This is a genomic window from Xenorhabdus cabanillasii (assembly GCF_003386665.1).
Lineage (GTDB): Bacteria > Pseudomonadota > Gammaproteobacteria > Enterobacterales > Enterobacteriaceae > Xenorhabdus > Xenorhabdus cabanillasii.
The window spans coordinates 3,356,812-3,377,814 of sequence record NZ_QTUB01000001.1 but is presented as its reverse complement, the minus strand read 5'-3'; the positions used below and the strand labels follow the sequence as shown (position 1 = coordinate 3,377,814).

Genomic DNA, 21,003 nt, shown 5'->3' with positions numbered 1-21,003 from the left:
TCATTGTCGATTATTATTCATCCACATCAATCGGACAAACGAAACCATCAGGTTTAATTGCCAGTAGATCGCATTTTAACCGATCGATAACATGTTCTGCAGTATTACCAAGAAATGCAGCAGATAAACCAGTACGTCCAAGAATGCCTAAAACAACCACACCAGCATTAATCTCCTCGCAAATTTCAGGAATGACTTTTTCCGGCAAACCTTCCTGAACATGCGTTTGCTCTTCACTGATACAAAATTTTTGTCGTAGTTCTTTCATTGCGACCAAGTGCTGACCGCGTAATGCCTGATTATATACATTGGGATCAAAATCAGGCAGTTCTGTTGCAATGTTTAAAGGAGCAGCGGGGTAGGCACTGACAAGGTGAATAAGAGGTTCTTTTACAATTCTGTTAGCAAGTTCTTGTGTTTCACGCACTAATTTTAGATTGAGTTCATTATGATAGGATTCTTCGTTTGATAAATTCACCGCAACAACTGCCGATCCTTTTTCTGGCCATATCTGGTCTTTTACCATCCAGACAGGACAAGGGCATTTACGCAATAAGTGCCAGTCGAGCGGTGTAAAAATCATAGACTCCAATAGAGAATGCTGATGTGCCATCTTCAATAGCAAATCATGTTCTCCAGAAATAACCTCCTGAATGATCGCTTCATAAAAACGATTATGCCAAACCACTTTGATTTCAATATCAATTCCTGATTCAAGGTAGTAGTGTGCTTGTTGTTTTATCCAAGCGACCCGTTGACCAATAACACCTTTACGCATAGCGTTTCTTTCTTCGGGAGAAAGTAACGTAGTCATATCATATGAAAGATCATAAATGGGCAAGAAAGCCTTAATCCGGCCACCATTACGTTGCACGATATATACCGCACGTCTTAATGCTGGCTGATCATCCTGATCCGGATCAATTGCAACTAAGAGGTTTTGGTAGTTTGCCATATATTAATACCTCGCAGAGGCTGGATGTGCCTTTCAGGCAGAAAGATAAACTAATATAGACAACTATAACAGGGTAGGAGAGTACCAGATCAGCAAAATATAGTGATCTGGCTTAAATTTTGGAATAACTTTATGTCACATTTACGTGGGCTTTACCTGCCAGTTCAGTTAATTTTTCCATGTTTTCTACAGTGATATACTTTCCTTTAACACTTAAAATTCCATTTTTCTGAAAACGTCCAAGCAGACGGCTGATGGTTTCAACTGTCAAACCGAGATAATTACCGATATCACCACGTGTCATAGTCAGACGGAATTCACGGGGGGAAAAACCGCGTTGCGAAAAACGGCGGGACAAATTATAAACAAATGCCGCCAGCCTTTCTTCTGCATTCTTTTTGGATAATAAGAGGATCATTTCCTGATCACCTTTAATTTCACCACTCATCAAACGCATCATCTGCTGGCGGAGATTTGGCATTTTTCCGGAAAGATCATCCAATGTTTCAAATGGAATTTCGCATACCATTGAAGTTTCCAATGCCTGAGCAAAACTAGGATGCTCTGTGTTGATTATGGCATCAAACCCGACTAAATCTCCGGCAAGATGGAAGCCTGTGATTTGCTCATCACCTTCTTCGGTGATTGTATAGCTTTTGATAGTTCCAGAACGGATAGCATAAAGCGATTTTAATACATCACCAGCTTTAAAAAGAGTTTGCCCTTTTTGGATGGGTTTCTTACGCTCAATGATATTATCAAGCTGATCGAGTTCATGTTCGTTTAAAGTGAAAGGAATGCATAGTTGGTTAATGCTGCAATCCTGACAGTGGATTGCACAACCACCTGATTGAATCCGTCTAATAATGCGTTTTTTCCGGAACCATAGGAAGTGCTCGTTAGAAATGATTGATGTTCGTCAATTTAACATATTTAGGTGGCTCTGATAAGAGCCTGATTTTTTATTAGTCATTATCTTTGTTATTGACGAAGAAAAAAATGAAATTTTGCTGTGATTAAGGCTTAACTTGCGTAAAATTCTGCACACTCGATATAACACACCAATAAAACTGAAATTATGTTAATAATATAATGTTATGTTGCTGGTAGTGTATTGACGATAGAGGTGGGTTTACAGATAAATGGATGGATTAGCATGAGTGAATGGCTGTTAAGTACTCAAGAAAAGTTAATTGCAAATTGGTCGCCATAACCTTTCAATAAAGTATTTAATTCATGCTCCATTGTATTCTGAGTCCAAGTGATAAAACGTCGCCAATGGTATTTGGCCTGTTTCCAGACGATCTCAATCAAATTCAGCTCTGGGCTGTAAGCGGGAAGATAGAATAAAAACATGTTGTGTTCTCGTAACCAGCCATTTCTGATTTGTTCTTCGATCCCGTGATGGATACGCGCATTATCCAACACTAAAAATGTCAGGCGGTTGTCCCCTTGTTTGGCGACCTGCTCTAAAAAATCAATCACGTCATCGCGCGTGATACTGCCTGACGTTGTCTGGTAAAACAGCGTGTTATCCGTGTAATTTAACGCCCCCAGAACTGACCGTCTGTCATGCTCTCGAGGCTCAGTTTTATGGGGCTTACCCCGTGGACTCCATCCATATTGCACCGGAGGAGACGCGGCAAAACCCGCCTCATCGAAATAGAGCAGACGGTAATGGCCTAACTGTGCTCCAGCCTTAATTTTATTCAGCAAGGCGGATTTTTTAGCAAACTCCGTTTCGTTACGCTTTTTTTAAGCGACAGTCGGGTTCGTTTATAGGTGAGCCCCTGCTTTTTCAGGGTATTTGCCAGCGTTTCAAGCGTACAAGGCAGGGCACCATGCTTTGCCTCAACGCACTGAGCTATCCGGGCGAGTGTCAGGGACTCTGCGCTGGCCGCTTCGACCGCAGTGGCAATCATGTCAGGCGTCATGGCGAGATACCGGCCTCCGGCATGACCACCTAATAATCCCGCTATCCCTGAATTGTGCCACATGTGAACCCAATTATAGATAACCCGGAGACTGCATCCGATTTCAGCGGTGATCTGGGACGGCTTGATCCCTCTGGCAAGCATGAGCAAACCCGTTCCTCGCGTACGAATGTCCCGATGTGGATGATTCAAAGCAAGTTGTTGCAATGTGATTCGTTCAGGCTCAGAAAGTATTATCTTCGATTTCATAAGAACAGGCAGAGAATCAGGTTATCGTGTTATCGATTGTAACAGTAATGCAGATAATTTATCTGATTAACTTAATTGCATTTACAATGATAGTGCAAAGTTCTATTGGCCTGGTACTGATGAGTGCACTTTATATTTATTGTTTTAATCAGAAAACAAACACAGGGCAACAATCAACGGTTGTCCCTGTCCGCATAGCTTTAGTAATCAGTAGCATACTGTCTGGAATAGGGTTGCTATCTTCTTTAGATATTATGGGATATCCATTCGGTGTGTATCATTTATTACAATTGCATAACATAATACACCGGCGGGAGTGGATAAATATAGAAACAACATTCGCTGCCATCTACTTTGGTACGTTGAGTTTATATACACTTTTTGTTTTGGTCACCAAACGGGGACATGTATATGTTATGGCGGGGATCGGTATTATTGGCTTAGCTGATATTCACTATATGGTCAGTATTTATTTGCACAGTGCCATGCTCACCTGGACAAACATTAATACTTATTTTTTGTTCTATGGTGCAGTATTTACGTTGGGGCCAGCACTGGCTTTGTCATTTATTAGTCAGTCGGGCAGAAAACTTATGCGAGAAAAAATTCCTACCAAACTTATTATGTCAGCGCTGATTATTGTTTTTATTAGTGTGACAATGCGATTGATTGAACAACCAGCATACATGGGATGGTTAGTAGAGACAGCACCGGAAAGTGAAGGAAAAAACACCATTTTTCCCCATCAACCAGAACTTAACTTCAAAAGTGCATTCGGTTTCAGAATGATAACATGGTGTTTATACATTATTGCTATGGCTATCTGGGCATATACATTATGGAAAGGGCGAAACAGAACACGCATTCGAACAGGTTATCCTATTCTGTCGGGTACAATTATTATGTTTATTGCTGAAATCATTAATCAGTATATTTTCTTTATCATGTGCAACATTTAATTATTAATATCATCATAAATATATATACTCCATTTATTTGAATCTGCACAATAAAAAATGTGGTACCGTCACTGATTTTATGTGCAGAAAACCACAATATATTCATGGTCTTGAATTTATAAATCATCCTTAAAACACTACTGGATCACATCTTTTTTTACCATTTTTTTGTTCTGGCGCACAAATTTAAAGTATTTATTAACTTGTTATTAATATTTCAAATCATATGTTTTATATCTGTGTTCATAGCTTGACTTAGTTAATGAATAAATAGCTAACAAAGAATAATGAACAATTGAGGATATTGCGCTTATGACTAAGCCACTTAATTCTAACTTAAATGTAGATGCCCTATTTTTAGGTCCAAAGTCAGAAAATGCTGTGTTTTTCAGGGAAATGATGGATTATGCGGTCAGTGAACATATGTATTGGCGTTCAGGTTTTCATCCTGAAGATTCCGCTCTGGTTACGTCAATTGATCGCTATGAGCAAAACTACAGAGAAACATTGTATCGGACAGAAGGAATATTAAATCAGTTATCGGCAAAACTAAAAGACACCTCCATTCCTTTCTTTTCTCCCCGTTATCTTGGACACATCAATGGTGACACTTTAATGGTGTCTAATCTCGCCTATGTCATGGCAATGATGTACAACCCGAATAACTGTTCTTATGAAGCATCACCAACCACAACAGATCTTGAGCTTGAATCCGGGTTGGATCTCTGCCGAATGTTTGGCTATGACCCACAACAAGCCTGGGGACATATTACCTCAGGAGGAACAGTGGCTAACTATGAGGGCCTTTGGGTTGCCAGAAACTTAAAAACACTACCTTTAGCCATCTCCCAGCATCCCGAAACTAAAAACCTGCTCAGTCACAAGTCTCAAAAACAATTAATGAATATTTCAACAACAGAAGCCGTTGATTTAATTAGTGAGTTAAAAAAGCAGGGAGTATTTAATGAAATACGCGATATGACATGTCGTGGCATAGGCGTTAAACCGGAATTTTTAGGCAAGCTACTTGTACCACAGTCTAAGCATTACTCTTGGATAAAAGCGGCCGATATTTTTGGTATTGGACAAGAAAATATTATTCCATTGCCCGTTAATGAACATTATCAGACTGATATTGCTAAGATGCGTGAAATCACTCTTTCTCTTATTGAGAAAGGAGAAGCTATTTTGGCAATGATTGCTGTAGTGGGTACAACGGAAGTAGGTGCAATTGATCGCATTGATGAAGTGATAAAGCTAAGGCAGGAATGTGAAGAACGTTATGGAGCATCATTTTACATTCATGCTGATGCTGCCTATGCAGGTTATGCCTGTTCTTTACTCCTGAATGAGCAGGGAAAATTTATGGAATATGATGAATTAGTTAAGCATCATCATGAACTTGGTCTGATCCCTGAAAATATTAACTGGCCTAAACCGGAAATCTATCAGAGTTTCAAGGCACTGAAACACGTCGATTCGATTACTGTTGATCCCCATAAGATGGGATTCATTCAATATTCGGCTGGTGCTATCTGTATAAAGGATAAGCGAATTCTAGATTTAATTTCTTCCCATGCTGCTTATATCTTTGAAAGTAGTGGTGTTCACAGTGATTCACCAACCAGTAATCGAGGAATATTGGGTGCCTCTATAATGGAAGGTTCAAAGGCAGGAGCAACTGCCGCAGCTTTGTGGGCAGCGCATAGATTATTACCTCTGAACATTAATGGGTATGGCAAAGTGATCGCTGCCGGGATCGTCACTGCCAATCGATTATTGGATAAAATAACCAATATGCAGCCAATAAAGGTTGAAAAATATCAATTTGAAATGCATATCATGCCAACACCTGACTTTCATATGATTAATTTTTCTTTCAAAGAAGTCGGAAATACCAGCCTGCTGAACCACAACGCTCTCAACAAACGGATCTATGAACTATGTTCATATTCCACCGGACGTGCTTATGTCAACGATCTTCTCACATCATCAACAATACTGGATTACAAAGAGTATGGTGATATCCCTGGGTATTACGCTGAACAATGTGGTTTTAGTTATAGTGAATGGAAAGAAGTGCATCATATATATGTATTGCGGGCAGCCGTAATGACACATTGTCTGCGTAATGAAGAACACTTCGAAGAATATTGGGAGCAATTAAAATCTATTTTTGTTAGAAAACTGACTCAAATTGTTGATGAAAAAGAAAAGAAATTACATCAAAGATTAGATTTTGATACTTCATTTCTCAGTTGATACTAAAGGGATATAGATATGAAAAATCGTACCCTGGGAAGTATTTTTATTGTCGCTGGGACAACGATCGGAGCAGGTATGCTGGCAATGCCACTTGCTGCATCTGGTATAGGTTTTAGTGTTAGTTTTATTATGCTGGTTGGGATATGGATTTTGATGAGTTATACCGCATTATTGCTGGTTGAAGCTTATCAGTATGAATCATTCGATACCGGTTTAGGGACACTGGCTTATCGTTATCTTGGAAAATATGGAAAAGTCATTACTGGTTTCAGCATGATGTTTCTGTTGTACGCCTTAACTGCGGCTTATATCAGTGGGGCAGGTGATTTGCTTACTGCCAGCATTAATAAATGGTCAGGTGCTTCATTTCATGGTGCTGTAGGCGTACTTCTATTCACCTTGATTGGTGGTGGGATTGTCTGTATTGGCACTAGTTCTGTCGATTTTATAAACAGGATGTTGTTTAGCGCCAAGATTATCTTTCTGGTATTGATGCTCGGTTTGATGCTTCCGTACGTTCAGCATGTAAATTTATTATCTATGCCTATTGAACAAGGTCTTATTTTATCTGCTATTCCTGTTGTTTTCACTTCATTTGGTTTTCATGGCAGCATACCGAGCATTGTACGATATATGAAAGGTGATATCCGCAAATTACGATGGATATTTATTATCGGCAGTGCAATTCCTCTGATGGCTTATATCCTTTGGCAGTTAGCTACATTAGGAAGTCTTGATTCAACAACATTATTGGGAATTCTGGCTGAAAAATCTGGATTAGATGGATTGCTCCACTCGATTCGTGATGTAGTTGCATCACCAAAAACAGAATTTTCAGTGCAAATATTCGCCAATCTGGCATTGGCAACTTCTTTTTTGGGTGTCACTCTTGGGTTATTTGATTTTCTGGCAGATCTTTTCAAACGTCAGGATAATGTAGCAGGGCGCTTACAAACCGGATTGCTGACATTTGCACCTCCATTAGTGTTTGCTCTGTTTTATCCAAAAGGATTCGTCATGGCGTTGGGATATGCTGCTATTGCGTTATCAATCCTTGCTCTGTTATTACCTGGTATTTTGATTTTTAAGGTTCGCCAAAAAAATATATGCCAATATCGTGTCTTCGGCGGAACGCCTGCATTGATTTTGGTATTTCTTTGTGGGATCGCAGTAATTTCTATTCAAATAGGCATTGTGACCGGAATATTACCTGAAGTTGGATAAGTTCATTAACTCCTTATCATTGTCAAAAGGCTTTGGTGAATTCCAAAGCCTTCTAATGAATTATTTGATACCTGTCCAAATTGTCCAGTAATCTTTTTCGATGATATTTGTCAGAGAGGGAAGAGATTTTCCTACATTTCACACAATATAGTCTGTTTGGCTAACTGACAGAAGGCCATATCAATATATTTTGTTACGTTTATTGGCCTTTATTTAGTGACAGTGTCACTAAATAATCTCTCAATATCAGCCCAATAGCTATTATCAAGCAGCTTCCCAGTATTATCATTGCGGTCTCGATACCGTGCTGAGTGAGTTGCCTGGTCGTAATAGGGAGTAAAAATAGAATCGCCAGATTATTCAGGCTTTCAGATACTGCCAATATTTGGCCTTTATTCTGTTTTGCTCGATTTGCCAGAACAGAAGTGCTGACAGGGGCTGCAAGGCCGAGTGCACAACCCCATAACATCAGGCTGCCAAGACTAAAGAACAAGGACAACGGCAATAGCATAAATACAGAACTGGTTGCGAAAAGTGTTATTAAAGCCAACAGTAGTATGCCTTCATCCCGGATATGTAAACGCCTCACAAAATTTACAGATAGATTCCCCAAACCAAGCCCGATGCCAAATGCAGAAACGGAGATACCAACTGCGTCTGTTTCTAAATCATAATGTCGTCTTAATACTTCTCCGGTCAATATAAAAGCAGATACTGCCGCACCATTCCAAAACCCTTTTGCGATAAGAGGGCGGATTAAATGCCCCTGGTATATCCATTGAAATGTGATTTCTGTTTTTCCTATTCGATGATTTTGGGAGAAATTTCTTTTCAGGTTTAAAGGCAGTTTTCGGCTTAAAACATTTCTGCTTAAAATAAAAAGCAAAATACATCCGATTGCACTTATTAAAAATGGTATCCGCCAGTTAAAAACTGCTGTTAACACGCCTGCGAAAACAGGGCCGGCTGCAATACCCACAGTCATGCCAAGCATAACGATTCCCATTGCTGAGGTTTGTTTATCGGGAGGGAAAATATCTGCAACCAATGCAAAAATAGTTGGGATCAGAGCTGCCGAAGCAATACCTCCGAAAATACGCAATCCGATGGCAATTTCTAAATTGGGGGCTATGGCCAATGCCAACCCATCAAGTGAAAGAAACAGCAAAGATGCCAGTAACAATTTATATCGACTTATCCGATCAGATAACCAACCAAAAATCGGTGCTGCAAGTGCGTAAGCGAGGGCATAACTGGATACCAGCCAGGTCGCTTTATCTGTTGTTGTTTCAAATGCTTCAGCCAATGGTTTGAGCATGGGAGATAGCATAAACTCTGTTGCACCGATGAAAAATACAGCAAATGAGAATATCGGTAAAATTAGTGGTGAAACTATAGGCAAAATAATACGTGATGGCATATTCAAGCCTCCTCAGATGAAAATATAGGATTGGGTAGAAATAAACAAAATTGATGAAATTTTTAGCTGTCTTTAGCTACTACATCGTGTGTTGGGTTAAAAATAGGGGAGTGAAGGTAATAGTGGTACGGGGAAAAATTCTTAGTAGTGTATTAGCCTAATTTTGCGGTTTCGATAACGAAATTCACTGCCAGCGATTACTGGCAGTGAGGTTGTTTATTTATTTAGCAGCAGTTGCTTCAATATCAAGTACACTAATTTGGCTATCATTTTTTGCCATATCTTGACCATATGCACATACACGCCATGGAGATTCAGATTTCGCCAGAACTATAGGTCTCCAGGCAAAACCGTAACCTGATTTATCGTCACAGTTAGTTGTTGTTTTAGGCCCATATTTTACTTGTACACCCATGAGTTCATATTGTTGAGCTTTAACAGTTATATACCAGTTGTCACTTCCATGGTCATTTTTATGGATAATTGGTTTGATTGATGGTGGAACATTATCAATTTCTCGCAACATCACAGAGGCATCTTTTGTTTTTTGCCATTGACCATCATTGTTCTGATGGATAACACAGAGTTTATAGATGCCGTCTTTTTCAGGCAGTAATATGTTTTCCAATGGCTTATTGCTGGCAGAAACTGGAGCGCTATATCCTGCTTCATTTGTACAATCCACTTCGCTGATCAACCCTGCTTTATAGCGGATATTTTTGACATCAGCACCTTCTTTGATAATGACATCCCATTTCGCTTTCTCTCCGTCAACAACACTTTGAGTAACCCAGGGGGACCACAGCTTACTTCTTTCTAAAATGTTACCGCTATTATTTTCCAGTTTAGATAGATCCAGTTTGTTGTCCTTAGTTATTGCATTAGCAATGGTATCTACAGGAATGAAATAACTGGCTCCTTCTTCTGAAACACCTTTATTGTTTTCGACAGTACAAGGTCTGCCGAACCCACAACCTGTCATGCCTGGTGTTGTGGTTGTATTAAGAACACCAATAACGTCTGTTTTACCTTTTTCAAAAACAGGGGAGCCAGATGTTCCGCCGGCTACACCAGCACAATTCACAGAGAAGACAGGAGACCAAATCCATGGCGCGGAACCTTCATACAATAATGGTGATTTTCCGGTAATATCACATTCAGACTTTCTGAGGTAAGCAAAATCGTAATCAACATTATCAACAGGAATATGAGTCAACACGATAGGCTGATGTTTCATTTCTAAGTTTTTCTTCAGCTTCAAAGGATGATAGCCTTTTTTAGCCAGATCACCATAAGTGGTCTTCAATTGTAAGACTGCGATATCTTGGTGTTTCATCGTTGAATACAGAATACGATCAATTTTTATTGGTGAAAGATTGTCTTTTTTGTCAATAAAATAATTCGGAGTATATTGCCAATACTCCATTTTTACTGGCCGATCAACAATCACTTCATTTGTTCCTACATTGCTATTAACACAGTGTCCTGCTGTTAGTATCAAGGCCGGAGTCTCTGGGCTTGGTTCATTTTCACCAGCAATCAGGGTTGCAGTACAGCTTGCTCCCCCAAAAAATTTACCGACAGTTCTGAATTTATCGGCACCAGGATCGGTTGATTTCATTAATGGAGCACCATTATCATTAGATTCAGCAAAATCAATAGATGTATTACTTAAAGCTAAAACATTTGAACTTGCTGTGATAGAAAACAAACTGACTAACAGAGCCTTACGATAAGTCATAATGTTCCTCCTTTAGGTTATGTAGATGACTCGATAGTTATTATCCGGCTCATAATGCATAAGCTCTATTTAACTGTTTTGTGTTGCCGTGGATACAAAGCCATCAAATGGAGAAGAAAATAAAAACTCACTGCCAGCTATTGCCAGCAATGAGTTTGTTTTTTTATAGGGTTTTTATTGTTCAGAATTTCCAGTTGGCATTGAAGAATACACCGTTATCTTTGTGATTGCCCGATAAGACACCGTTATATCCCAGAGATAATTTAGCATTTTCATTAATGCTCAATGCCGTACCTGCTTTGATGACAGCGGCGTCACGCGCGGCTGAGACACTGCTGACAGTAAATGCTGCATTGCTGTTGCTGAAACTTAATTTACTGCCACGATCAACATTGCCAAATTGATGTTGCCAACCCAATTCACCATACATACCTACAGTAATTTGATTCTGCGTCTGCCATTTTTGGTCAACGCGTAAACCTAATATAGAGAGAGTTGCATTTTTTGATTGTTTTTCGCCAGTTAATGCTGCACCACCACCTTGCTCATTAATACCACCATTACGGAAATTAACGTGAGACAAGTTGGCAAATGGTTCCAGATTCAACCAGGGAGCATTAATACGATAAGCTGCTTCCGTAAATATCTGCCCGGTTTGTGCACCATATTTGGCTTTCAGATTGTCGGACTGACTGCCAAAAGCAACTGAACGTTTTGTATCAAAACGATGCCAGCTATAGGCCATACCAGTACGTAATGCCAGAGCATTAAACTGTTTGCTACCATATAATGCCAGATGGAAATTGTTACTATCGGCTGAAGTATTATAGCCACCACGCAGAGAAGAGCGAGTATAACCAGTAGCCATACCGATACGCCAATCATTGGTCAGCTCTTTGTCTGCGCCCAGTAACACACCATAATTAGACATACGATAGCCGTTGACTTCACTGGTATTATCGGCACGTTGCCAGTTACTGGTGATTTGCGCCCAAACACCATTTTTATCTGCTTTGATATCCTGATTAATGGTTCCACCATCTGCCTGACGTAAGCGTGTATTCAATGTGTCGCGCAGATAACGGCTGCTATTGATTTGTGCCGCAGCGATATCAGCATGGATCTGTCCAGAAGACAACTGTTGGAATGCCTGGCGAGCCTGAGCCGGCGTATCAGACATTAAGATACTCTCATAAACCGGATGACCGAGATTCAGCTTATCAGCAGCATCGGCTATTGCACGTTCATTAGCGGTTTTACCCATGCTGGCGAATGTAGTGGAATTACGTTTTATATCTAACATCACCCTATTAGGTTGATAGTCAAGATGAGTACCAACGAACAAATAGTTAGGCGCTACGGTAGTGAATTGACCATTGATACCACGGTTTGCCTGTAAAATATTGTATTGCTGACCAAGCAGGCTACGAACCTCATGCTTTGAGAGTAAGTTGCTGTTGTTTTCTAACGTGACCTGTACAGCTCCACCTTTCAATATCGCTGAACCATTGCTGGAAATGCGATCACTACGTCCTTGAGTATTTGGTGCAACTTCAACCAGATAGCGTGAACCTTCCTGGAAAGTAACATTACGATCAACATTCAGTATTCCGATTGAATTTAAATTGCCTGGTGCAATATTGGCATTGGTATTGACCATAAGTGAGCCAACAGTACCGCTTCCACTCAGTGTTGCATCATTTTGCACAGTGACATCAGAAGTTATAGAGCCACTAATTTGCAGCTGGCCTTGTTCTACCCAGGTTGGCCCTTTATAAGTGCTATTTTTACCAGCAAGTTCAAGCGTTCCTTTACCGGTTTTAGTCAATCCACCATGACCTGCGATATCATTACTCCAATAGTCATAAGCACACTCAATGCTATCGCATACCCGTTCTACAGTAGTACCTTTTTCTACTATTTCCCCCATTCCGGGGATATTTGCGACAAACTGAGTTTCCGTATATGAACCGGGAATATAGAATTCAGCAGGAATATCTTTCTTAGTGATAAACATCTTAGGACCATCAATGGCATCTTTCAGGTTCAGCATTCCCCAACCATAAAGCCGGTCAATACCTTTTTCCCCCAGATCAGTAGCAGTTGTTTTGAGAACATCAGAGATTTGCTCCGCTGTCATATAAGGAAAACGCTGCATCAAGACAGCCGCAGCTCCAACTACATGCGGGGATGCCATAGATGTGCCAGTGTAAGCCTCATAAGTAGGATTAATCTCCAGTTCATCTTTACTTAAAGCTTCTTCGTCTATTTTTCCATTATTTTTCGAGACAAAATCACCCGTGCTACTGTAAATTCTAGTGCCTGGTGCGGACAAACAGTAGCTAGCGGTATATCCGCAACTGGTTGATGAGACGTTAATTTGATTGTCTCTGGCCAGGTTGGCTACGCTGAGGTAATTTTTTAATACATCAGGGAAGAAAAACGGCATTCCTGCATGTAACCAGGTAACGTTATAGTTGTTGGCATTTCCCGCAGCAAAAACAACTAATTTGTCTTGACGTGCTGCACGTAATAAGGATGCTGATCTGATTGTTCCAAATAATGGATAGAAATCATCCTCCGGGATTGGAGATTTACTTAACTTATCCAACATTTCTTTAATCGGGGTAGCATATTTAATCACATCGTCTAATGTAACTTTATCATATTTTACTGTTCCATTTGGAAATCTTATAGGATTACCATTGCTATCAGTAGCATACCTGGGGCGAACACCCCAACTATTATTGATAACCCGAACATTACTCTGAATCATGGCTTCTGTACGATTGAACTCATTTTGCAAATATTTTGCAGTAATTAAGCCAGAATCAAATGCTACGCCGTGCATTCCTTTACCGTCTCTGTTTGCGGCAATAGTTCCTGACACATGGTTACCGTGAGCACCGAAGATGATCGTTCCATTTTTCTTTTCACCATAGTTCCAAGTATCCTCAGGACTTAATATCTTAAGTTTTCCTGCAAATTCAGAATGCTGAGTAACAGCCTCATCCAGCACACCGACATTAACCCCTTTTCCGGTATAACCACGTGCATAAGCATAGTGCGCACCAATTGCGGTTAATCCCCATTGACGCTTGAATTCCTCTGATAGCCAACTATCAGGTAAGTTTTTTTGCCCCTGTTCCTGATATCCAGTATCGGCCACTGAAGCATTAATAGGTAATAGTCCACAAAATAATGTCACCCACAAAAATATAGGTTTTACTGTATTGTTTTTTTTCATAAGAGTAGGTCCATTCTTTTATATAATGAAGTCTTCCGATTCGCTATTTAATAAATAACTCTTCAGAAAATATTTATAATTAACAGGTCAATTGAGTTTATATAACTGGCAGCATTAAGTTATTCCCAAAACAGATGGATGTTGCAGAATAATCTTTAAATAATTAATTAAGATATCGAAAAAAATATCTATAACTCGCCAGCAAGTTTCTATGAAATGATAACTAAACATCAAATGCAAGAATTTATTTAACCCACTGATAACATTTGATTTACAATAATTTAATTTTATTTTTCATTTGAATTCATGTAGATAAATTTAAATTTTAGTTATTTTACACTGATATACAGTTATTTATTGTTAAGTAAAAAATAAAAAAAATACTTCTCTGCGCTTTAATTAAGCAATCTTTTATTTATTAAATGCGTATTTATCAGGGTAATAAAATAAGTATGGTTAATATAAAAAATAAAGGAGATGACAAGATTTTTATAAACTATTATTCGTATAATAATTTATACTATATATAAAATTTATAAAATAGCTTTATTCTTTAAACGGATTAAAATTATGAATTCTCAACAAAATGGATCATTAAAGAAATTATAATATTAAATTAACCTGATTATTAATTTCTTTTACGGCTTTATAAAAACAATAAGAGGTGAATATATGAGTAAATGGGAAGAGAAAGAACTTTCTGAACTTTTTTCACAATACAATGATATTCTTGAAAAGAAATATGCTTTCACAACTATTTGTGATTTTATTAAGCAACATAATTCCATAAAAAAAGCTCTTGATCTTGGTTGTGGCTCAGGAGCATTAATTCCTTTTCTTACGTCGATTATTCCTCAAGTAATCGGGGCGGATATTTCAAAATATGCTATTGAATTAGCAAAAGAAAAATATCAAGATAGTGGGGCTATATTCATTTATCCAACTGAGCTTCATCACTATACGAATGACATCCCTTTTGATACGGTAGTCAGCTCTTTTGTGCTCTGCACACTAAAAACAGAAGATTCGTTCAGAGCTATTTTTCGACAGGTAAATAGCCATTTAGTTAAACATGGTTACTACATAACTCTTGATCTTAATTTGGATGCTTTCGGCATAGATTTTGGCCCATTCAAAACAGGAGAAGCAGGAAAAACTTATCGTGACGGAGATACATTGTTAACGACTTTGTGGACTAAAACGGGTAAGCCGTTCTCTTTTAATGATACGTACTGGTCATTGGAAAAGCAGATAGAATGTGCAGAAGAAGCAGGGTTTTCCCTTCACCAGAGATTAATTCCTCATGTTCCAAATTTTAAGCCTCCATTTATAATATCTGTCTTCAAAAAAGAGGAAGAATTATCAGGCCCACAGAAATGATCAGGAAATTCACAGAAGCAGATATGGACGACGTTCTGACAATTTGGCTGGAGGCATCTATTAAAACTCACCATTTTGTCGCTGCTGATTTTTGGAAGTCTCAGGTCGAAAATATGAGAAACCTCTATATTCCGGCTTCTGAAGTATATGTTTATGTCCAAAACGGAAAAATCATCGGTTTTTACGCACTACATGACGATGTATTGGCAGCAATTTTTGTATTACCGAATAGCCAGGGGCAGGGAGTTGGTAGCGAATTGATTGCCGATGCCAAAAATCGTAGAACGGAGCTTACCTTGGCAGTCTACCAAGAAAACAAAAGAAGTTATAATTTCTACTTATCACAAGGATTTTATGTTACTAAAGAAGGGAAAGACGAGGTAACAGGGCATCTGGAGTATGTTATGCGTTTTCATCACTGAATAAGTAATGTCAAATAAAACCGCGTTGTTCTATGACTAACTCAATATCATCATAGAACATGTCAGACTACGAATTGATTATGAAGGAGAAATCTCATAATGGATAACGTTGTAACTGATATCACCACACTTGAGCAAATTTACGGAAAACCCGCGGCACCCTCTGTGTTTAAGGAAACGGATCATATTCATCCTATTTATCGTCCTTTTATCGAATCAGCACCATTTGCAGCATTGGCAACAACGGGTAAAGAAGGGATGGATGTTTCTCCACGTGGAGACCAACCTGGCTTTATTCATATCGAAGATGAAAAAACGTTGATTTTGCCAGACAGAAGAGGGAATAACCGAATCGATAGTCTGCGTAATATTCTGCACGATAACCGTGTTGCTCTGTTACTACTTATTCCTGGTATTGGTGAAACATTACGCATCAACGGTCGGGCAGAAATATTAATTACTCCGGAAATACTGGAGCGTTTTGCGTACCGTAACGTTTTGCCAAACTCTGTATTACGGATCACCGTAGATGCTGTTTTCTTCCAATGTAGTCGTGCCATTATACGTTCAGGTTTATGGGATGCTTCAACCCAGATTGAACGCAGTGCTTTACCCAGCCCAGGGCGTATTCTCAAAGAACTCAGTAAAAATGAGTTTGATGATGTTGGCTACGATGCTGAATTACCTCAGCGCCTTAAGGACAACCTGTATTAATTCATATAAAAGATCGGATTACCGATCTTTTATACTCGACTCATATCATTGAGCCGAGCTTAGGTTTTTAATGCTTTGATTGATACTTTTTATTTTCTTCTCCAATAACTTCACGTACATGTTTCAGAGCTTCTGCATAAGATTTTAGAAGTTTCAGTGTATAACTTTGCTGATATGTCTGTGGTATAGCCGTCATGCAGAGGAAGTTCTGCATTGCACAATTCAAGGTAATTAGTATCAGTAAATCCATATTCATTACTGAGTTTTTGCAAATAGCGGGCTGCTGGAATTTTGACGTTGGCTGCCAGATATCAAAGTCAATTTTATCTGTAATGCTCCTGGGTTATATAAGATTATATGACTGTTTGGCATCCGATTTCGAAGAATAGAAAGCCAAACAGCAATAATAATGATGCAGGCTCTGATAAATTGGAACAGAAAAAATAATCCCTTGCCAATTTAAACCCCATCACAAGTAACGTAATTCCGATAATACCCAGAATAACTGATGTAAAATTCATTATAGAATGTATCTTTATGTAAAGATAAATTAAAATAATAGCCTATATAAATTTTATCAAGTATCTTTTCTCAAAAATAAATGAATAGGGAAAAAGACATGAAGTACGATCACATTGACCGTTTAATCATACAATGGGAGCAGCAACGTCCAGATCTTGATCCTTCACCAATGGGTGTGATCGGGCGTTTATACCGTGCAAATAAAATTATCGAACAGCGATTACAGCCTATCTTCAAGGCATACGACTTGAGCGCGATTGAGTTTGATATTCTTGCGACACTACGCCGTTATGGCACACCAATTACACCAACTGAGATGTATCAGTCCGTTATGCTGACTTCGGGGGCAATGAGTACCCGCATTGAGCATATGGTACAAAGAGGGCTGGTTGAGCGTGTTGCAAATGCTAAAGATCGGCGCAGTTGCAAAGTCTCTTTGACTGCGGAGGGAAGAGAACTCATAGATAAAGTGGTTGAAAGTCACCTGGAAAATGAGAGAGAAATTCTTGGAGCATTATCCAGTGAACAACAAGAACAACTTGCTATGTTATTGCGTCATTGGCTGTTGACGAATGAGTCCGATAATTAGGATTCCTCTGATAATTACCGTTACATGAAAGTATCTTTTCAAGAAGATATTTCTTAATGCTATGTAAAAATAACTTTAATAAAAAAGTTCATTAAGAAATGGTGAAGACTTTGCCCCGATATGATTCAGGGCAAAGTCTCGGAGGCTAATGTGTTAGAATTTCACGTTAAATCTGGCCCAATAAGTACGACCAGGTTCATTTACTGACGTATTGGCCGAATAACCAAAGCCACTATTTCCTGCCAGATTGAGATGTTCGCTGTAAGTTCTGTTAAAGATATTGTCAACACCGGCACTAATCTGGATATTTTTAGTCACCTTATAAGCAGTATTCGCAGAGAAAACGGCAAAACCAGCACTACGGTTAAAATCTTTCCCGACAACGTTACCTTCATTGATTGCAACCCGGTTCTGACTGCTGACTAAACGCAGCAAACCGCTGCTTGTCCAGTCACCGTGTTCCCAGGTCAAACCCAAGCGTGCTTCCAATGGCGGAGTTTGGGGCAATGGACGATGATTGGAAGTATTTTGTGCCCAGGAATAAGCCAGACTTGCATCTGTTTTCCAGTCATCATTCAGATGGTAAGCAACCCCCATTTCTCCACCCCAAATAGTGGCATCCACGTTACTTACCTTACTGACTTTATTGTCCGCATAGTGAAATAGAATAAAGTCATCAATCTTACCAACATAAGCTGAAATCCAGCCTTTCAGGTTATGATCGTTATAATGTGCACCAATATCTAACTGCGTTGTTTTTTCTGTTTGCAGTTTCTTGAACGCATTACCTTTAGAACGGAATAGTTCCCAATAATCAGGGAAACGTTCGGTATAACCTACGCCGGCATAAAACATAACCGGGATCGCTTTCAGGTTATGTTCAAATCGGACAAAACCTGCTGGTAAAGTATCTGTTCGTGCTTCCTGAGTGTCTTGAGTGTATTTATCGACTAAAACCCTATCCAAACGTGCACCACCGATGACTTTACTTTGTTCAGTTGCATCCCAGGTTAGCTCGCCGAAAACACCATAATCACGGAATCGTGCATCTTTTTGTGATTGGTTGCGGTGGGTATTAGTCTGCATGTCCGCACCACTCTGTAATTTGAAATCTTCCCAGAGCCATGTTCCCATCATACGGCCGCCGAAAGTACGGCGATCCAGTTGATGGGCCATTTTCATATTCATACCATGACCACCACCATGTCCTCCATGTGCCATATGGTGATTACCATGTTTCATATGACTATCACCGTGCCCCATATCCATTGCTGGAAGAGAAGGTCGGGATAAATTATCCATCACATGGCGGGTAGAGTTGTAATAAAAGTTGGTTTCAAACTTATCAAACACATCGCCGATATTGGATTTTTCAAAGCGTACTCCCAAACTTTCACGTTTAAATTTGGAACCATCCATCATGCGTCCGGCATAACGTGCTTTTCCATCACCTTGTCCCGCGCTTAATTCCAGCAACGTGTCTTCATCAGGCGTCCATCCCAATGCGACATCGGTATTCCATTTATTCCAGTGGGAAGGAACACGGTATCCGTCACCATCTTTATAATCATTAGAGCGAGATTTATTACCAATAAAACGCATATAACCATGCTGATTACCGAAACTCAGATCTGCGTTACCGTCCCAGCGCCCATTAGAACCAACAACTGTGCTGGCATTGCCTTTAGCACCTGGCTCTTCAAATTGCGGGCGGGAGCGTTCGAAGCGGATAGTTCCCGCTGAATTTCCCGGTCCCCAAAGAACAGTTTGTGGCCCTTTGACCAGACTCAGTACATCATAACTTTCCGGTGAAATGTAAGAACTTGGAGCATCCATTCTTGATGGACAAGAGCCCAGGACTTCACCATCGTCAATCAGCATGCGCAGGCGGGAACCAAACATGCCGCGAAATACAGGGTCACCATTAGTTCCACCGTTACGGATCTGGGAAAATCCGGGGATAGTTTTCAGGTAATCCGAACCGTCGCTGGCAGGCACAGGCTGACGAGGTGTTTTAAGTGAGGAGAAAACACTAAGTGGTGAAACAGCCGGAGCGGTTACGGTTATTACTGATTCATTCTCATGAATGGTGTGTGAGTCTTTCGTCTCTTCAATCTGATCTTTCGTGACAGCTAAGCTGCTGGTCGGCATAAAGAATGCAATTGCTAAAGCTGTGGCCAGTGGAGAGATGCGAAATAATTGTGTACTAGACATAAAAAATATCCCTTAATTAATAAGTAACAAATCCTGTTTTTGAATTTGTTTAAAGCAATACCAATCTGCCTTATGAAAAATGACTAAAGGCAAGGAAAATAAATGAATTATTTCAAGTAAGCAGATTAATTAAGGGGTGGAGCACGTGGTTGTGACTCGCCGTAGAACAACCGGATCGCTGGGCCAGAAAAACATGGTGCTGGTGGTGCACGGGAAATCGTCAATGTCAGCAGGAGAAAAGGAGCGAATGTTCCCGACAATAACGGCAGATTAATCAGTAGCTGGCAATAACCACAGGCAATATCGTCCATCAATCCCATATGGATATGATCGACGCCATGATGATTCATGCTATCTGATAAAAAGGATGCCTGATGATGATTACTGTTTTGCATATCAGGCATTGACATACCATGACATGCTCCACTTTTTATACCACGGCTGTGCTCCAGTGTTTTTGATACCACCGGAGCGATGAACAACATCATAATCGCCAATAGGGCAATTAACGCTGGTGTTCTGCGTTGTGATAGATGAAAAAGTGATAACAAACTAATGATCCAGCTCAATACTGAAGATTTGACGCCAATCTTACTGCATTTTTACCGGTTTTGTTAAAAAATTTTGGGACTTTTGATAGTACGCCAGTATCAGTATATTTAGAAATTATAACTCCAACGTAATAATCGATTGCGTTGGAGTTATAGGCTGAAAATTATTCGGAATGGATCATACCTAAAAATTTTATATTCTATGGTAAACCATATGGAAGAGTTCCTCCGGCTCCTTCCCCAAGCCATATTCCATTAATCCAACTTCCATTGCACCACATATCTACTTTTTGACCGGTAAGCATAGCTGTTTGTGCCAGAGAGAAGAAAGCAGGGCCAGCAGCCTCAGAATATCTTACATCCATAAGAACAATCCTTCCTTTCGAATTTTTTGCATTTTCTGGCCTAAACACCAATGCAATATGATCATCCTTGTCAGTATCATGATAGTAACCTATAGATACTCCAGTGATATATCCCGTGTAAGTGCCAGCAGTTTTGCATTTAAGATCGTCCCGCGTCCATGCATGTACTGTTGGATTAATAAACAGAAACACTAACAACATTAAGTAAATTATAGTTATTGTGCGTGAGCTTTTTATCATTTCATAACTCCT

At 39.6% G+C, this 21,003-nt stretch carries 17 protein-coding genes; 7 read left to right on the top strand and 10 right to left on the bottom strand.

Translation table 11 applies throughout. The annotated features are described in order from the left end of the window. Positions 1–13: 13 nt before the first annotated feature. The 4 genes from uspE to BDD26_RS15280 all read right to left on the bottom strand — a co-directional run bounded on the left by uspE (position 14) and on the right by BDD26_RS15280 (position 3,138). Entirely contained in the window at positions 14–955 is a 942-nt protein-coding gene (gene uspE / locus BDD26_RS15295) for a universal stress protein UspE (RefSeq protein WP_115827025.1), read from the bottom strand. Between the two features lie 130 nt (positions 956–1,085). Further along, positions 1,086–1,862 (bottom strand): fumarate/nitrate reduction transcriptional regulator Fnr, encoded by a 777-nt coding sequence (locus BDD26_RS15290; RefSeq protein ID WP_115827024.1) that lies wholly within the window; start codon positions 1,860–1,862, stop codon positions 1,086–1,088. 272 nt (positions 1,863–2,134) lie between these two features. Continuing rightward, positions 2,135–2,671: an IS630 family transposase gene (locus BDD26_RS15285; protein WP_084766466.1), complete on the bottom strand. Its 537-nt coding sequence runs from the start codon at positions 2,669–2,671 to the stop codon at positions 2,135–2,137. Continuing rightward, positions 2,665–3,138 (bottom strand): helix-turn-helix domain-containing protein, encoded by a 474-nt coding sequence (locus BDD26_RS15280; protein WP_051502334.1) that lies wholly within the window; start codon positions 3,136–3,138, stop codon positions 2,665–2,667. Before BDD26_RS15280 ends, BDD26_RS15285 begins: the two co-directional genes overlap by 7 nt. 26 nt (positions 3,139–3,164) lie before the next feature. Here BDD26_RS15280 and BDD26_RS15275 point away from each other — a divergent pair, with 26 nt between their 5' ends. The 3 genes from BDD26_RS15275 to tyrP all read left to right on the top strand — a co-directional run bounded on the left by BDD26_RS15275 (position 3,165) and on the right by tyrP (position 7,586). Continuing rightward, positions 3,165–4,097 carry a DmsC/YnfH family molybdoenzyme membrane anchor subunit gene (locus BDD26_RS15275; RefSeq protein WP_147299025.1) on the top strand — a complete coding sequence of 311 codons (933 nt, stop codon included), beginning with the start codon at positions 3,165–3,167 and terminating at the stop codon, positions 4,095–4,097. Positions 4,098–4,409: 312 nt separating this feature from the next. Beyond that, positions 4,410–6,359 (top strand): pyridoxal phosphate-dependent decarboxylase family protein, encoded by a 1,950-nt coding sequence (locus BDD26_RS15270; protein ID WP_115827022.1) that lies wholly within the window; start codon positions 4,410–4,412, stop codon positions 6,357–6,359. An 18-nt stretch (positions 6,360–6,377) separates the two neighbouring features. After that, the gene (gene tyrP, locus BDD26_RS15265) at positions 6,378–7,586 is read left to right on the top strand and encodes a tyrosine transporter TyrP (protein ID WP_115827021.1); all 1,209 of its coding nucleotides are present in this window, start codon (positions 6,378–6,380) and stop codon (positions 7,584–7,586) included. Positions 7,587–7,785: 199 nt separating this feature from the next. Here the strand turns inward: tyrP and BDD26_RS15260 are convergent, their stop codons facing one another. The 3 genes from BDD26_RS15260 to BDD26_RS15250 form a co-directional block, all read right to left on the bottom strand. Then, complete coding sequence (locus tag BDD26_RS15260; RefSeq protein WP_115827020.1) at positions 7,786–9,006, bottom strand: MFS transporter; 1,221 nt, start codon at positions 9,004–9,006, stop codon at positions 7,786–7,788. 220 nt (positions 9,007–9,226) lie between these two features. Beyond that, entirely contained in the window at positions 9,227–10,747 is a 1,521-nt protein-coding gene (locus tag BDD26_RS15255; RefSeq protein ID WP_115827019.1) for a trypsin-like serine peptidase, read from the bottom strand. Between the two features lie 181 nt (positions 10,748–10,928). Continuing rightward, positions 10,929–13,994 carry an autotransporter domain-containing protein gene (locus tag BDD26_RS15250; RefSeq protein WP_115827018.1) on the bottom strand — a complete coding sequence of 1,022 codons (3,066 nt, stop codon included), beginning with the start codon at positions 13,992–13,994 and terminating at the stop codon, positions 10,929–10,931. A 672-nt stretch (positions 13,995–14,666) separates the two neighbouring features. Here BDD26_RS15250 and BDD26_RS15245 point away from each other — a divergent pair. From BDD26_RS15245 to BDD26_RS15225, 4 genes are all read left to right on the top strand, one after another. Then, positions 14,667–15,374 (top strand): class I SAM-dependent methyltransferase, encoded by a 708-nt coding sequence (locus BDD26_RS15245; protein WP_038265054.1) that lies wholly within the window; start codon positions 14,667–14,669, stop codon positions 15,372–15,374. Between the two features lie 23 nt (positions 15,375–15,397). Continuing rightward, positions 15,398–15,796, top strand: a complete 399-nt coding sequence (locus BDD26_RS15240; protein ID WP_244922750.1) for a GNAT family N-acetyltransferase — start codon at positions 15,398–15,400, stop codon at positions 15,794–15,796. Between the two features lie 99 nt (positions 15,797–15,895). Continuing rightward, complete coding sequence (locus tag BDD26_RS15235) at positions 15,896–16,510, top strand: pyridoxamine 5'-phosphate oxidase family protein (protein ID WP_425330427.1); 615 nt, start codon at positions 15,896–15,898, stop codon at positions 16,508–16,510. 619 nt (positions 16,511–17,129) lie between these two features. Beyond that, the gene (locus BDD26_RS15225) at positions 17,130–17,621 is read left to right on the top strand and encodes a MarR family winged helix-turn-helix transcriptional regulator (protein WP_038265065.1); all 492 of its coding nucleotides are present in this window, start codon (positions 17,130–17,132) and stop codon (positions 17,619–17,621) included. A 153-nt stretch (positions 17,622–17,774) separates the two neighbouring features. Here BDD26_RS15225 and BDD26_RS15220 read toward each other — a convergent pair whose 3' ends face one another. The 3 genes from BDD26_RS15220 to BDD26_RS15210 all read right to left on the bottom strand — a co-directional run bounded on the left by BDD26_RS15220 (position 17,775) and on the right by BDD26_RS15210 (position 20,991). Next, a complete protein-coding gene (locus BDD26_RS15220; protein WP_038265068.1) occupies positions 17,775–19,835 on the bottom strand; it encodes a TonB-dependent receptor domain-containing protein in 2,061 nt (686 codons plus the stop codon). Positions 19,836–19,960: 125 nt separating this feature from the next. After that, on the bottom strand, positions 19,961–20,386 hold the full coding sequence (locus BDD26_RS15215) for a DUF2946 domain-containing protein (protein WP_244922749.1): 426 nt from the start codon (positions 20,384–20,386) through the stop codon (positions 19,961–19,963). Positions 20,387–20,586: 200 nt separating this feature from the next. Further along, positions 20,587–20,991, bottom strand: coding sequence for a hypothetical protein (locus BDD26_RS15210; protein ID WP_038265075.1), 405 nt, complete (start codon positions 20,989–20,991; stop codon positions 20,587–20,589). Positions 20,992–21,003 lie beyond the last annotated feature (12 nt).

Excerpts from the sequence above, each read along its gene's own strand:
- uspE (WP_115827025.1), bottom strand. The coding sequence starts at position 955 with ATGGCAAACTACCAAAACCTCTTAGTTGCAATTGATCCGGATCAGGAT.
- BDD26_RS15280 (WP_051502334.1), bottom strand. The coding sequence starts at position 3,138 with ATGAAATCGAAGATAATACTTTCTGAGCCTGAACGAATCACATTGCAA.
- BDD26_RS15270 (WP_115827022.1), top strand. The coding sequence starts at position 4,410 with ATGACTAAGCCACTTAATTCTAACTTAAATGTAGATGCCCTATTTTTA.
- tyrP (WP_115827021.1), top strand. The coding sequence starts at position 6,378 with ATGAAAAATCGTACCCTGGGAAGTATTTTTATTGTCGCTGGGACAACG.
- BDD26_RS15260 (WP_115827020.1), bottom strand. The coding sequence starts at position 9,006 with ATGCCATCACGTATTATTTTGCCTATAGTTTCACCACTAATTTTACCG.
- BDD26_RS15255 (WP_115827019.1), bottom strand. The coding sequence starts at position 10,747 with ATGACTTATCGTAAGGCTCTGTTAGTCAGTTTGTTTTCTATCACAGCA.
- BDD26_RS15250 (WP_115827018.1), bottom strand. The coding sequence starts at position 13,994 with ATGAAAAAAAACAATACAGTAAAACCTATATTTTTGTGGGTGACATTA.
- BDD26_RS15245 (WP_038265054.1), top strand. The coding sequence starts at position 14,667 with ATGAGTAAATGGGAAGAGAAAGAACTTTCTGAACTTTTTTCACAATAC.
- BDD26_RS15240 (WP_244922750.1), top strand. The coding sequence starts at position 15,398 with ATGGACGACGTTCTGACAATTTGGCTGGAGGCATCTATTAAAACTCAC.
- BDD26_RS15235 (WP_425330427.1), top strand. The coding sequence starts at position 15,896 with ATGGATAACGTTGTAACTGATATCACCACACTTGAGCAAATTTACGGA.
- BDD26_RS15225 (WP_038265065.1), top strand. The coding sequence starts at position 17,130 with ATGAAGTACGATCACATTGACCGTTTAATCATACAATGGGAGCAGCAA.
- BDD26_RS15220 (WP_038265068.1), bottom strand. The coding sequence starts at position 19,835 with ATGTCTAGTACACAATTATTTCGCATCTCTCCACTGGCCACAGCTTTA.
- BDD26_RS15210 (WP_038265075.1), bottom strand. The coding sequence starts at position 20,991 with ATGATAAAAAGCTCACGCACAATAACTATAATTTACTTAATGTTGTTA.